This window comes from Azospirillum sp. Sh1 (assembly GCF_008365135.1).
Lineage (GTDB): Bacteria > Pseudomonadota > Alphaproteobacteria > Azospirillales > Azospirillaceae > Azospirillum > Azospirillum oryzae.
The window spans coordinates 16,534-31,226 of sequence record NZ_VTTK01000018.1; the positions used below are offsets into that span (position 1 = coordinate 16,534).

Here is a 14,693-nt window from a genome sequence, read left to right on the forward strand (position 1 = left end):
CTCGGTCCTTCAGAAAACACGGATGCAAGCACCCGTGGCGCCGGCCAGCATCTGGCAAGGGCGCATGTCGATGGCGTAAGGGCGGTTTTCGCCCGTTTTTTGAAATGTGTACGTGCCGTCGCGCATCTGTCCACGGTCTTGGAAAAATCGCCCGCCGGCGGCATTTCGCGGACGCTCGACGGGATTCTTACGGAGGAATCAACCACTTGGGCTGGAGTCGCCGCGGCCGGCCGCCTGCAAGTGTCGCCGTTGTGCCGAAAGATTCGGGTCCAAACGTCGCCGTTGTGCCGAAAGATTCTTGGACATCGGCAGTGTGCGGCGGCCGGATCGCGACGTCGAACGTCGCCGTTCTGCCGAATGATGGAGCGGATCTCACCCCTCCCCCACCCTGCCCGGGATGGAATCGGCGGGGAATCGGGCGGGAATCGGCCCTCAGGCGGATCGTCCGAACGTCGCCGTTCTGCCAGTCAAAGGCCATCCAGGGGGGCAATCGAGCGCCATCGCGGGGTGGAGCGGCTGCAATAATTCAATGAAATCAGTATCTTGCCTGCCAGCCTCCCCTCCCCTCCCCCCTTCGGCACGGCAGAACGCAGACGTTGGCGCCGCCATCGGCCGGCGGAAGCCGCTCCGCCGCCGCGGCATCGCCAGCGTCCGCCCCCCCGACCGGCAAAACTGGCAGAACGGCGACGTTCGGCCGGCCAATCCGCCCCGATCACGGGAATCTTTCGGCAGAACGGCGACGTTTGTGCCGGCAGTGTGGAACAGGGCGGCAGGCTTGTGGATTATGGCTTGGACCCCTTCAAGCCGCACGGGACCCGCGGAGAGATCGCATGACCCAGACCACCAACGCCGAGCTGCTCGACCGGCCGCTGCAATTGGCTCTGCGGCTCGATTCCCCGCTGACCGGCGATGTCCAGAACGACCGCCACATGATGGTCTACAGCCTGTTCGGCCTGTCGAAGGACAAGGCGGAATCGCTGCCGACCTATGATGACGGCAAGGTGCGGATCGAGGTGCGGGCGCCGAAGAACGTCGGCGTTGCGACGATCTGGGACAAGGCGGTGCTGCTCTACGCCATCTCGCTGCTGCGCGAGAAGATGGAATCGGGCAAGGGGCCGTCCAAGCTGGGCGAGCTTCACTTCACCACCAGCGACCTCCAGCGCATCGTCGGCAAGACCGCCGGCGGCAGCGCCTACGACAAGATCGAAGGGGCGCTGGAGCGGCTGCAGGGCACGCAGATCAAGACCAACCTGGAAACCGGCGGGGAGGGCGAAAGCGGCGCCTTCTCGTGGATTTCCGACTACAAGCTGCTCTACCAGCGCAAGAAGGACGGCGAGCGGGCGGTGCGCGGGCTGAAGCTGACGCTGTCGGGCTGGGTCACCCGCGCGGCGCTGGGCCACAATCTGCTGAGCTATGACGACCAGTATTTCGCGCTGAAGCCGGTGGAAAAGCGCCTCTACGAGATCGCCCGCGCCCACCTCGCCCGCGGCCACGCCTTCTGGATGGCGCTGGAACCGTTGCGCAAGCGCGTCGGCTCCGACAACGATTTGCGCAAGTTCAAGAACGCGCTCGGCCCCGTGCTGGCCGCCGACCGCATCCCCGGCTATGGCGTCCGCATCGTCGAGACGGCGGAATACAAGGAAACGATGAAGGCGCGCGGCGCGGTTCAGGGCCGCGTGCTGAACGCCGAGTTGCCGGTCCTGTTCTGGAAGAAGGATCAGGGCCAGCCGGAAAACTGGATCGACGTTCCCAAGGTGGAATACGACGAAACGGTGTGAATTCCTGTAGGTTCGGGTTGCCGCATGGACGTCTTGATGCCATTGCAAGAACCTCCGTCATCCCCGCGAAGGCGGGGATCCAGGAAACTCCGCAGATAGCGCCGGATGTGGCTGGATTCCCGCCTTCGCGGGAATGACCGGCTGCCATGGATGGGATCCGATCTGCCAAGCATGGCCGCCCCACCCGTTTGGTAGACACCCGTTGCCGGAGTCGCGACGACTTGCTAGGGTCGCTGCCAACCGGTGCCGGGGCAGGAGGACGGGGCGTGACAGGGGAACAGTTGAAGGCGTTGCGGGAACGGCGCGGCCTGACCCAGACGCAGATGGCGGCATACGTCAATGAATTGACCGGCCGCAAGTATGACAAGCAAAGGTTGAGCAAGTGGGAAACCGGCAAGGAGGCCCTGCCCCGCGACCTGCTGGGACGGCTTCTGCTGCTGGATCTCGAACGGCCGGAAAGCGCCCTGCCCCGCCGCGGAACCACCGTCGCCGTCGGCCTGCAGAAGGGCGGCACCGCCAAGACCGCGACCTCGATCAACCTCGCCTTCATCCTGGCGCGCGCCGGCAACCGCGTTCTGCTGGTCGATGCCGATCCGCAGGGTAACGCCACCGTCCATGTCGGCGTGCCGCAGACCGACGTGGTGGCGCTGACCGAGGCGGGGAAGGTTCTCTATCACGCGCTGATGGGCAAGACGCCGCTCGACGCGGTGATCCGCCCCACCAGCGTCGAGGGGCTGGACGTCGTCCCCTCCAGCATCGCGCTGGCCAGTGCCGATACCGAACTTCCCGGCAACCTGACCAACGCCCAGACCGCGCTGGCCGAAATGCTGGACGGCGTGCGCGAGCGCTATGACGTGATCGTCATCGACTGCGCCCCGAACCTCGGCGCTGTGACCATCAATGCGCTGACCGCCGCCGATTACGTCCTGGTGCCCTGCCAGGCGGAGCCGCACGCAATCCTCGGCGTCAGCGCCTTCCTCGACACCGTCGCCAAGATCCAGCGGCGGCTGAATCCGCGGCTGGAGGTGCTGGGCATCCTGCCGACCATGGTCAATCCGCGCCAGACCCAGGACCGCTCGTCGCTCGACGACATCCAGCGTCTGTGGGGTGACAGCCGCCGCGTGTTCCCGCCGGTGCCGCGCGCCACCATCTACGCCCAGGCGGCGGGCGCCAACGTCATCACGCTGGATGCCGACATCGGTGCGCCGGGTGTGGAGAGCTATGCCGCCATCGCCTCGGCTCTGCTGACCGCCATGGGCCGCCTGCAGGAGACTGTCGATGCCGCCTAAGAAGCTGACCCGGCAGACCGCCGCCACCGTGCTCCAGGCCAAGGAAGCGGGCTTCGCCGCCGAGACCGACCGCATGTTCGGGTTGAGCGGCGTACTGCCCCGGCTGGTCGAGGTCGATCTGGACGCCGTGGAGACCAATCCCGGCCAGCCGCGCACGGTGTTCGACGACGAGTCCCTGCGCTCGCTGGCCGACTCCATCGCCCGCCACGGGTTGCAGCAACCCGTGCTGGTGCAGGAGGGGGCGGAGAAGGGCCGCTACCGGCTGGTGGCCGGCGAACGGCGGCTGCGCGCCCACCGTCTGCTCGGCCGCGGCACCATCGCCGCCATCATCACCAAGGGCCGGCCCGAAGAGATCGCGCTGATCGAGAATGTCCAGCGCGTGGACCTCGACGCCATTGACCTTGCCCGTGGCCTGTCGCAGCTGATCGAGGCGCATGGCTACACCCAGACCGAGGTGGCGGCGGCCGTCGGCTGTTCGGAGGCCGAGGTGTCGAAGCGCCTGAAGGTGCTGCGCCTGCCCGACGACATACTGGCCGATTACCGCGCCAACCCCGACGCGGTGTCGCGCTCCGCCCTTGTCGAACTGGCCTTCGTCGAGGACGAGGCGGAGCTTCGCCGGCTGTGGCAGACGGCGCGCACCGGTGGGCTGACCGTCGGTGCGGTGCGGGCGGCCCGTCCGGCGGCGTCCAGCACGGCGGAGCCGCTGCGGGTGCTGGGCAAGGCGATCAATCGGATGGACAAGGATCTGGCCGCCATCGACACCGTCGCCCAAGCCCTGCAACGCGAACACCGCGAGCGGCTGCAGGCTTTGCGCGACCGCATCGACGCCCTGCTGAACGGCTGATCGCGCCGGCTTGGGCTTTCGAATGCGAAAGCCCGCCATGGTTGTTCTATATCTCCAATGCCTGCAATGGTTGCTTTCGATCGCGAAAGCCTCTGACGCTGGACCAGATGGTAATCGCATATAGTTCCCTCTCCCGCCCCGGGAGAGGGAGGGGACCCACGAAGTGGGGAGGGTGAGGGGGAATCCAAGAATCCTGAACCGCATGGCTTCGTGCCTAGCCCCTCACCCTTCCCACCGCTTCGCGGCGGGCCCCTTCCCTCTCCCGAGGCGGGAGAGGGCGATTGCTTCCAAACCCGAAAGCCTCTGGCGGTCGGCCAGGGTGACCGCCTGCCCTGCCCCATGCTAAGGATCAGTGACGAGACCATCGACCTTACGGATCAGCGATGCCGGCGGTGCAGAGACGACAGTTCCTGGGATTGCTCGGAAGCCTCCTTGGCGCGGCCGGTCTGGCCGGTGCTCTGCCGTGGCCGGCGATGGCCGCCGCCCCCGCCCTGCGGATCGGGCTGAAATCCCTGCCCGGCGCGATCAACCCGCTGACCGTCAACGATCTGGTCGCGCGTCAGGTCCTCGGCTCGATGTATGAGAGCCTGACCACGGTCGATCCCCAGGGCCGCATTCTCCCCGGCCTTGCCACCGCCTGGGAGGGGTCGGAGGATGCCCGCCGCTGGCGGCTGACCATCCGCGACAACGTCACCTTCCACACCGGCCGTCCCCTGACCGCTGCCGACGTCAAGCGCAGCTTCGAGGCGGCCCTGGCCGGCGACGGCGCCAACTTCGCGGTTCTGGCCCTGTCCAAGGTGCGGGGCTTTCGTGAGCTGCGGGCGAAGACCGCCACCGGGCTGTCGGGCATCACCGTGGTCGACGACCGGACGCTGGAGGTGGTCTGCGACGAACCCTGCGCCGTCTTCCCCTTTGCCCGGCTGAACATCGTCGATGTGGAGGCGGCGGAAAAGGCCGGCCCCAACTGGTTCCGCACCATGTCGGCCGGAACCGGCCCTTATCGGCTGCTGCAATCGAACGACGGCATCCGCATGGATGTCGAGGCCAATCCCGGCTGGCGCGGCGGTGCTGTGCCGTTCGAACGGGTGTCCTTCCTCGCCACCGGCATCGGCAATGACGGCATCACCCTGTTCAACGACAGCCAGATCGACTTCACCTTCGTCGATACCGACGCGCTGCGCGGGGTGATGGACGATCCCGGCTTCAAACGCTGGCTGTCGAGTGTGCCGCGCATGCAGATGCGGGTGATCGCGCTCGATCCCCGCCGGGTGAAGGCCTTCGCCGATCTGCGCGTGCGCCGGGCGATGTCGCTGCTGATCGACCGCCCCGCGATGGCGGAGCGTTTCTTCCGCGGGGTGGCGGCCGTCCACAAAGGCATCGTTCCACCGGCGTTGCTGTCGAACGAAAAGCTGGAGCCGCTGGCCTACGATCCGATGCTGGCGAAGCGGCTGCTGGAAGAGGCGGGATATCCGGAGGGCCGCGGCATCGACCCCTTCCAGGTCGCGGTCATTCCGGAATACCGGCGGGAGTTCGTCTATTACGTCTCGCAATGGAACAATGCCGGCATTCCGGCGAAGCTGGTGATCTCCCCCCGCCAGGAGTTCATTTCGCGATCCCGCCGGCGCGACTATGATTCCTTCCTGTTCGGCTGGACCGCCACCTATCCCGATCCGATGAACTTCCTGGACGAGCTGTTCAGCAGCCGCAGCCGCTTCAACCCGGTCGGCTGGTCGAATGCGAAGTTCGACGATCTGATCGAACAGGCGATGGCCATCCCCGATCCCGGCCGCCGTGCCGAGGTCTACAAGGACGCCGAATGTCTGGTGATGAACGACCTGCCGGTGATTCCGCTGGTGGTGCCGGACTATGTCGCGCTGCGCGGCAATGTGCTGAGCGAGAATTTCATCACCCCGTTCGGCGGCCTGAACTTCGGCTGAGCCGGCGTGGGGCAGGGCAGGGTGACCGCATGAAAAAAGCCCCTGTCCGCTGCCGGACAGGGGCTTTTTGCTGAAGTCTGTGGCGGGTCAGGCGGTGCCCTGCGACCGCGCTTCGCGGAGACAATCGGCCGGCTTGGCCTCACGGAGACAATCGGCCTTCGCAGCTTCGCGCAGGCAATCCGCAGTCTTCGCTTCGCGCAGGCAGTCGGCTTGCGCAGCCTCCCTCAGACAATCCGCGGCCTTGGCCTCACGCAGGCAATCGGCCTTTGCAGTCTCACGCAGGCAGTCCGCCTTCGCGGCTTCGCGCAGGCAATCCGCGTTGGCGAACAGCCCGGCGTTGTCGGTGCGGGCGGCGGCCATGCGTTCGGCCGGAACGGCGACGCCGTTGTGGTGCAGGTATTCGCCATAGACCGCTTCGCAGAAGCGGAAATAGGCGCGGGTGTCGGCAACGATGAACTCGTGCCACAGATCGTCGCAAGCGGCGGATTGCGGGACGATGTCGCGGTCCGGATGCTCGGCGCAGGCCAGCAGGAAGTCCTTCAGCTGGGCCAGGGCGATCTCGGACGTGCTGCGGGTCATGCCTGAGGCGACGGCGCGTTCGACCACATAGCCGAAGTCGAAGCCGGCGATGATGTCACGGGCACGGGTGGTGTCGGTCGTGGTGGCGCCGCGCATGGAATCCTCCGAGGTTGCTTTTTTTCGCCCTTGGACAGGGTTGCAGGACCGTCCGCGGGCACAGCCCGATTGTTGTGCCACAGCACAGCGGGATATGTGAGATAATTTTGGTACTAAACATCCGGCTCCCGGCCGATGCCGTCATTCGCTCAGGGTCTTATGCGGAGAGGCGATGTCGAGCGGAATCGCCGCCACCGGCCGTCCGGCCGTCATCTGCTCCACCAGAGTCGACAGCCGGTCCGGCATGATCGGCTTGGCGGCGACGGTGACGCCCATCGCCGCCGCGCGCGCCGTCACCGCACCATCCAGCCGTCCGGAGATCAGCACCGCCGGAATGCGCAGTCCCAGCCGCCGCCAAACCGTGTCGATAAAGTCCAGGCCATTCTCGGTGGCCGACAGGTGGTAATCGGCGATCATCGCGTCGGGCCGGACGGTGCCGTCTTCGACCGCGCGCAGACCCTGGGCGACCGTGGAGGCGCCGACGACGCGGTGCCCGGCCGTGGTGAGGAACATCGAGATGGCGGACAGCACGAACTGGTCGTCGTCGATCACCAGGATCGCGATTTCGCCGTCCTTCGCTGGCGCATCGGCCAACGTCGCGACCGCCGCGCCATTGGCGGCGGCCAGGACAGGAGCGGGAGCCGGGGACAGGGCAGGGGGCGCCGGCTCGTCCGCCGTCCTGTCCGGACCGGCAAGTTCCACCGGCGCCAGCGGCACGGTGACCGAGAAGACCGAGCCTTTCCCCGGCGTGGAGCGCACCTTGACCGGGTGGTCCAGCACGGTGGCCAGCCGCTGGACGATCGACAGGCCGAGCCCGATGCCGTTGTCGCGGTTGCGCTCCGGGTTGCCGATCTGGTGGAACTCTTCCCAGATGGCGTCCAGCCGGTCCTCCGGAATGCCGATGCCGGTGTCCCGCACCTCGATGATCAGGCAGCCGCCGGATTCCAGGCAGGCGACCTGCACCTGGCCGGAGTTCGTGTAGCGGATCGCGTTGTCGATCAGGTTGCCCAGCAGCCGCAGCAGCAGCACCCGGTCGGTCAGCACCGCCGCGCGGTATTGCGGCACGGCGAATGCCAGTCCCTTGCCGCGTGCGACCGGGCCATATTGCGAATCCAGCGCCTCGAACAGGTCGGCGACCTCATGCACCGCCTTGTTGGCGGTGACGCCGCCGGCATCCAGCCGCGACACCTCCAGCAACTCGTCCAGCAGCTGCTTCAGCGTCATCACCACCTGTTCGATCTTGCGCGCGGACTCCTCCACCTTCGGATTGGGGGCGGTGGCGCGCAGCATGGCGGTCAGCATCAGCAGCGACTGGGCGGGCTGGCGCAGGTCGTGGCTGGCGGCGGCCATGAACTTGGCCTTCGACGCCACCGCCTGCTCCGCCCGCTCCTTGGCGGCGCGCAGGTCGATGGCGTTCTGGCGAAAGGTGCCGAGCGCCTTTGCCATCCGTCCGATCTCGTCGTCGCGGTGGCGCACCGGCACGGTCACCGTCACGTCGCCGGCCGCCAGATCGTCCATGGCGCGGGTCATGCCGGCGATGGGCAGCGTCATGCCGCGCGTCGCCCAGATCACGCCCAGCACCACCAGCAGAAGCGTGACGGCGCCGATCCCGCCCAGCACCAGCACATGGTGGCGGATGGCGTCGTCGGTCGGCCCGGTGTCCAGCCTGACCAGCAGGGTGCCGATGCTGCGGGCGGCGCCGCTGCGGTCCTGGTGGATCAGCGGCACCGCGGCCACCGTGGCCGCATCCCCTGCGCCGATGACGGCGCCCGGCTTGCGGTAGACGGCGAAGCGCTCGCCATGCGTACCCAGGATCACCGCCTCGGCGAAGCTGTCGATCGAGCGCAGCGGGTTCAGCGCCGTCGCCGCCTCTTCGGGGTCGAGGTCCCATAGCGCGTTCGTCACGTCGTCCAGCACGATGCGGGTCGCCATCTCCGCCCGGATGGCCAGTTCGGCCCGGGTGTTGCGCACGTCGGCCTGGATCAACACGATCATCGGCACGGCGACCAGCACCGACACCAGCAACACCGCCGATGCCGTCGTCCGGGCGACCAGGCTCCGTGAGAAGATCTTCAAGAACATGCCGAAGCCACCGAGACAAAGACGACCACGAACAACTCGCCGCGCCATCCTAGCCGAACCGCCGGGCAAACTCGACAGCCACGTAATGCCGCCCGTCAAGCCGCCATCAACGGTAGTAGTAGGAAAAAAGGCGGTATGACTGTTTCGATTCGTTTCTTCTTCTTGTTTGATTGCCTGTATAAAAGTTCGCGTCGGGCTTCGGGGGTGTAGGGCCGGAAGCGGGACCGGGATCACCGCTTGGGGGGAGGGCGGAAGCATGGGAACGGGCATCGTCATCGCCCTGACACACGGCGTCGGCCTGCTGGCGCTGGTTCTGCTGGCCTACCGCCATGTGCTGCGGCGGTTCGGCACCCGGCGCCGGGCCTTCGCCCTGCTGTCCGGCCTGCTGTTCGGTGTGGCGGCCGCCATTTCCATGTTGGACGCCTACCCGGTGGCGGGCGGGGTGCTGATCGACCTGCGCAACGCGATGATCGGGCTGGCCGGTCTGTTTGGCGGCCTGCCGGCGGCCCTGCTGTCGGCGGCTATCGCCGGCGCGGTGCGGCTGTGGCTGGGCGGCGTCGGCTCGCTGACCGGAATCCTCGGCATCCTGCTGACCGCCCTGGCGGCGCCGCTGCTCGCCAAACCGATGGAGCGCCGCGCCGCCGGGCAGGGCGGAAGCGGCCAGGGAAGGGGGAAGGGAGGGGGCCATGGAAGGGGGAAGGGTGCCTTCGGCTTCGGCCTGCTGGCGCTGTTCGGGCTGGCGATCACGCCGCTGACCCTGCTGGCCTTCCTGCTGCTGCCCGACCTCGACCTCGCCATGCGGGTGATGGAGGAGGCGGCGCTGCCGCTGGCCGCCTTCACCACGCTGGGCATCGGCCTGCTCGGCACCATGCTGGCGCGCGAGCACCGCCGCGTCGCCGACGAAGGCGCGCTGGACGAGAGCGCCGCCCTGTTCCGCGCCGTCTTCGACAGCTCCGCCGACTGCCTTGCCGTCCTCCGCGTCAACGCCGACGGCACCTTCACCCTGCATTGCGCCAACGCCGCCGCCCAGCGCCTGATGGGCGACCGCGCCGCGCAGGCGGAGGGCCAGCCGCTCGACCGCCTGCTGCCGCCGGACCTCGCCGCCAAGGCGATGGCCGACCTGCAATCCTGCATCGACGCCGGCGCCCCCACCCGCTTCGAGGAGCAGCACACCCACAACGGCGTCACCCGCTGGTGGGAGGTGTCGCAGGTGCCGATCCGCGACGACAGCGGCGCCATCGTCATGCTGTCGGTCGGCGCCCGCGACATCACCCGTCGGCACGAGGCCGAACGCGCCATCCGCGCCAGCGAGGCGCGCTATCGCCTGCTGGCCCGCGGCGTCACCGACATCATCGGCCGCATCGGCCTGGACGGGGTGCGCCGCTTCTGTTCGGAGGCGACCCGCGACAGCCTGGGCAGCCCGCCGGCCGAGCTGATCGGCCGTCCGCTGGTGGAGCGCGTCCATCCCGACGACCGCGACGCCCTGGCCGCCGGCCTCGCCCGCCTGACCCCCGACCGCCCGACCCTGAAGACCACCTATCGGCTGCGCCATGCCGACGGCCGCTGGGTGTGGATCGAGGCGGCGGTGCGGCTGGTCACCGACGACTGGGGCGCACCGCAGGATTACGTCAGCGTCGAGCGCGACGTCACCGCCCGCAAGATCATGGAGGCGGAGCTGCAGGACGCCCGCCACGCCGCGGAATCGGCCAGCCGCAGCAAGACCGAGTTCCTGGCGAGCCTGAGCCACGAGCTGCGCACGCCGATGAACGCCGTCATCGGCTTCGCCGACCTGATCGCGCGGGAGTCGGAGGGGCCGGTCGGCACCGCCCATTACCGCGACTTCGCCGTCAACATCCGCGACAGCGGCCAGCATCTGCTGGAGCTGATCAACGAGATCCTCGACCATGTCCGCGCCGAATCCGGCCAGCTGACCCTCGACGACGATCCGGTCGACCTCGACGCCGCCGCCACCTTCGCCATCCGCCTGCTGACCCCGCGCGCCGCCCGCGCCGGCATCGCCCTCTCGGCAAGTGTGGAGCCCGCCGCCCGCCACCTGCGCGGCGACGAGCGGCGCATCCGCCAGATTCTGCTGAACCTGCTGTCGAACGCGGTGAAATACACCCCCTCCGGCGGCACGGTGTCGCTGACCGCCTCCCCGGCCCCGGACGGCGGCCTGCTGCTGGAGGTGCGCGACAACGGTGTCGGCATCCCCGAACAGGATCTGGGCCGCGTCCTGCTGGCCTACGCCCGCGTCGCCAGCCCGGAGAACCGCCAGACCGAGGGCGCCGGTCTCGGCCTGCCGCTGACCCGCCGTCTGGTGGAGCTGCATGGTGGCACGCTGACCCTGGCCAGCCGGGTGGGGCAGGGCACCACCGTCACCATCCATTTCCCGCCCGACCGCGTGGCCGGGGAGACTGCCGACGACCGCACCGACGCCGCCGCCCGCCCCGCCCGGCTTCCCGCCGCCCGGCCGAGCCTGTCGATCCTGATGGTGGAGGACGACCACAACATCCGGGAGAACGGCTGCGCCCTGCTGCGCAGCTGGGGCCACCGGGTGACCGCCGCGTCGGGCGCCGGCGAGGCCCTGCTGGTGCTGCGCGGCCCGGAGCCGCTGGACCTGCTGTTCAGCGACATCGTGATGCCGCCGGGCATGAACGGCGCCGAGCTGGCGCGCGAGGCGCGCCGCCTGCGCCCCGACCTGCCGGTCCTGCTGGCCTCGGGCTTCGCCGCCCATGCGGTGGTGGCCGACGACGTGGCGATGGGTGGCTACGACCTGATCGCCAAGCCCTATGACCCGGCGGAGCTGCGCGAGCGCCTGGACCGCCTGCGCCCGCCGCTCCCGCCCGCCACCCTCCCGTCCCCCGCCCCGGCGCCGGCCCCGGAGTTGCCGGCGGAGTTGCCCGCCCGCCCGGCCGCCCGCTCGGCAGCCGAGCCGCCCCCGCCCCCCGTCGCCGCACCGCCTCTCCCGCCGCCCGCCGAGTCCGCCCCGCCCGCGCCGTCACCCGCGGCCCCGGCTGCCCCGGCGACGGAGTCCCTGCGCATCCTGGTGGTGGAGGATGTGGAGATGAACCGCCTTCTGGCCGTCACCCTGCTGAGGCAGGCCGGCCACAGCGTCGCGGCGGTGGCGGACGGCGCCCAGGCGGTGGAGGCGGTTGGCCGCGAGCGGTTCGACGCCATCCTGATGGACATCAACATGCCGGTGATGGACGGTCTGGAGGCGACGCGCGCCATCCGCGCCATGCCCGGCCCGGAGTCCCGCGTCGCCATCGTGGCGCTGACCGCCAACACCTTCCCGGACGACATCGCCCAATGCTACGAGGCCGGCATGGACTGCCATGTGCCGAAGCCGATCGACCGCGTGCAACTGCTGACCGAAGTCAGCCGCTGTGTGGCGTCGCGCAGGGCGGTGGAGGCGATGGGGTAGGGGGTGGGGGTAATGGGCGAACCTATGGCAGATTGGAAAATGCCGGTTGCCGTACCGGGGGAAGTCTGTTTGGTGCCAGGAGCCGAATCGGCTTGTTTGACCACAATAGGGTGACGAAAATTACAGATTTTCGCTGACCACCATGAGGCGAAAGAGCCCGAGTCCAAAGTTTTGGAACGTTGTGTATCCGGCAATTCCCGCTCAAAAAGAAGGTATTTTACCTTTGTGATAGCGCTTTGCGCCAGCTATAGTGGAGGCAAAGCTGGAGCAGCCACGTTTGCCCATGGCAAAGGGAAAAGCGCGTAAAATGATCATTAAATTTGCAGAAATTCAGAACTTTCGCAAACTTAAATCGATCCGCATTGACTTCTCTCCGCGAACAACATTGTTCGTTGGTGCAAACAATAGCGGGAAAACTGCAGCAATGGTCTCTTTGGGGCATTTTCTTGTCGATAACAGCCGATTTACAATGAATGATGTGACTCTTTCAAATTGGAAGCACATCAATAAAATCGGTGAAGACTGGTGGAGTGGCCACATCTCAAAAAGTCCGTTAGGAGATCTGTCGGAAATCGATTGGGAGTCTGCTTTCCCGGTTTTGGACTTGTGGCTAGAAGTAGATAGGAGCCAAGTCCATCATGTAAGCCATCTTCTTCCAACTCTGGATTGGGATGGCGGGGCATTGGGTATTCGAATGCGCCTGGAACCGAAAGATCCCGAAATTCTATATAAGGGATATATTGCAGCCCGCTCGGCTGCTGAAGAAGTTTTTAAGAAAGCAAATGGAGAAAGGAAACCAGATCAGAAAAACTATACGGTGAAGCTCTGGCCAGACTCCTTGGTTTCTTTTCTTGAGAAAGATAGAAAGTTGGGGTCATATTTCTCGGTAAGAATATACTGTCTGGATCCCATCAAACTTCAGCGCCCAGATAAGGGAGTGGCACGCCCACAAAAATTGGTAAACGGTAAGCCGGTTGAAGGTAATCCTTTTGCCAAACTGATTCGCGTTGATGAGATCAATGCTCAACGCGGCTTTTCCGATGCAGGTCCTCGCCGTAATCGTGTCGACGGCGGTGCCGAAGAGAAGGCCGAACGAAGTGAGACTAAGCGACTTTCTAATCAACTAAGATCGTATTATTCGCGCCACCTTGATCCTACTGATGCTCCCGACGCATCAGATTTAGACGCATTGCAGGCGATTGACGATGCCCAACAGCAATTTGATGGCAAATTAGAAGACGGTTTTTCCGATGCATTGAAGGAAATTGAGGAGTTGGGATATCCAGGATTATCGGATCCAAAATTAAAGATATGCACTCGCATCCACCCTGTTGATGGGCTTGATCATGCTTCTGCTGTTCAGTACGAGGTTATTCAGCAAAGCGGCCAGGAGGCCGGCCTGTCTTTGCGTCTAACTGAACAGTATAATGGACTCGGGTACCAGAATCTTATTTCTATGGTATTCCGGTTGATGTCCTTCCGCGATGATTGGATGCGCGTTGGAAAGGCTGCGAAGACAATAGAGGTTAGCAATAACGAGTTGCATTTTCAGCCCATCCACTTGGTCCTACTTGAAGAGCCGGAGGCGCATCTTCATGCGCAAGTTCAACAGGTATTTATCAACAAGGCATACGACATACTGCGCAATCACAAAAATCTTGGGGAAAACTCCTATTTTTCTACCCAGATGGTGATCAGCACGCATTCCAGTCATATAGCGCATGAATGTGAGTTTTCGTGCTTGCGATATTTTAGACGGAGGCCCGCTGCTGGAGCGGGAGAGGTGCCGACTTCTACCGTGGTAAACTTGTCTGAGGTGTTTGGAAAGCACGGAAGTACGGAGCGGTTTGTTACCCGCTATCTCAAGGCAACTCATTGCGACCTATTTTTCGCCGATGCGGCTATTCTTGTAGAAGGTCCGGCAGAGCGGATGATGGTTCCTTATTTCATTAGAAATCACTTCAAAGAGTTGAATCAGAGATATATCACGTTGCTTGAGGTTGGGGGCAGTCATGCTCACCGATTTCGGCCTTTAATTGAGCATCTCGGACTTGTGACGTTACTGATCGCAGATGTAGATCCGGCTAAGAGTGAAGAGAAGTGGCCGGTTGCGCCGCCAAAGCGGAGGCAAAATATGATTTCTCGTAATACTGTGATAAGGCAGTGGGTACCGGAGAAAAATAAGTTAGATGATCTGCTAGATCTAAGTCAGGAAGAAAAGATTAAGGTCTATGATCGATTCTTTTCGGTGTGTGTAGCCTATCAAACGCCAGTTAAAGTAGTAATAGATGATGCCGTTGGATATGAGGAAGCCCTTTCCAGTACTTTTGAAGATGCACTTGTGTTTGAAAATCTTGAATTCTTTCGCCCTAAGCTTGGAAAGCGCCTTCAGAAGACTCGCTGCGGGCTTATGAAAAGTTTTCGCGAAGCTGTCGCTACTAAACGCAGTGCGGAAACTCTAGGCGCAGCGATGTTTGATGCTCTTAAGAAAGGCGATAAAGCAGCACTTTCGTTGGATCTATTGTACCCTGAGGATCGACATGCGCTTACAGCTCCCGCGTATATCCGCGAAGGTTTGGAATGGCTTCAATTGCAACTCCGGCGGAAGCAGCTTGAGGTAATTGGACCACACGATGTCGCGTCATAGCCCAGGGAGGAGATTGT

8 protein-coding genes are annotated in these 14,693 nt (G+C 64.9%); 6 read left to right on the top strand and 2 right to left on the bottom strand.

Annotation, left to right across the window (positions count from 1 at the left end; translation table 11 throughout):
• Window positions 1–830 precede the first annotated feature (830 nt).
• The 4 genes from FZ029_RS18500 to FZ029_RS18520 all read left to right on the top strand — a co-directional run bounded on the left by FZ029_RS18500 (window position 831) and on the right by FZ029_RS18520 (window position 5,848).
• Entirely contained in the window at window positions 831–1,778 is a 948-nt protein-coding gene (locus FZ029_RS18500; RefSeq protein ID WP_109153386.1) for a replication initiator protein A, read from the top strand.
• Window positions 1,779–2,044: 266 nt separating this feature from the next.
• Window positions 2,045–3,067 (top strand): AAA family ATPase, encoded by a 1,023-nt coding sequence (locus FZ029_RS18505; protein WP_109075141.1) that lies wholly within the window; start codon window positions 2,045–2,047, stop codon window positions 3,065–3,067.
• A complete protein-coding gene (locus FZ029_RS18510) occupies window positions 3,057–3,911 on the top strand; it encodes a ParB/RepB/Spo0J family partition protein (RefSeq protein WP_149270825.1) in 855 nt (284 codons plus the stop codon). Before FZ029_RS18505 ends, FZ029_RS18510 begins: the two co-directional genes overlap by 11 nt.
• Before the next feature lie 416 nt (window positions 3,912–4,327).
• Window positions 4,328–5,848, top strand: a complete 1,521-nt coding sequence (locus tag FZ029_RS18520) for an ABC transporter substrate-binding protein (protein WP_247892381.1) — start codon at window positions 4,328–4,330, stop codon at window positions 5,846–5,848.
• A gap of 87 nt (window positions 5,849–5,935) precedes the next feature.
• Here FZ029_RS18520 and FZ029_RS18525 read toward each other — a convergent pair whose 3' ends face one another.
• Together FZ029_RS18525 and FZ029_RS18530 are read right to left on the bottom strand one after the other, a co-directional pair.
• The gene (locus FZ029_RS18525; RefSeq protein WP_149270829.1) at window positions 5,936–6,523 is read right to left on the bottom strand and encodes a hypothetical protein; all 588 of its coding nucleotides are present in this window, start codon (window positions 6,521–6,523) and stop codon (window positions 5,936–5,938) included.
• A 141-nt stretch (window positions 6,524–6,664) separates the two neighbouring features.
• Complete coding sequence (locus FZ029_RS18530) at window positions 6,665–8,605, bottom strand: ATP-binding protein (RefSeq protein ID WP_149270831.1); 1,941 nt, start codon at window positions 8,603–8,605, stop codon at window positions 6,665–6,667.
• Between the two features lie 256 nt (window positions 8,606–8,861).
• On the opposite strand from FZ029_RS18530, the gene FZ029_RS18535 reads away from it, so the two are divergent.
• Complete coding sequence (locus FZ029_RS18535) at window positions 8,862–12,029, top strand: response regulator (RefSeq protein ID WP_149270833.1); 3,168 nt, start codon at window positions 8,862–8,864, stop codon at window positions 12,027–12,029.
• A 283-nt stretch (window positions 12,030–12,312) separates the two neighbouring features.
• Window positions 12,313–14,676, top strand: coding sequence for an AAA family ATPase (locus FZ029_RS18540; protein WP_247892385.1), 2,364 nt, complete (start codon window positions 12,313–12,315; stop codon window positions 14,674–14,676).
• Window positions 14,677–14,693: the final 17 nt, after the last annotated feature.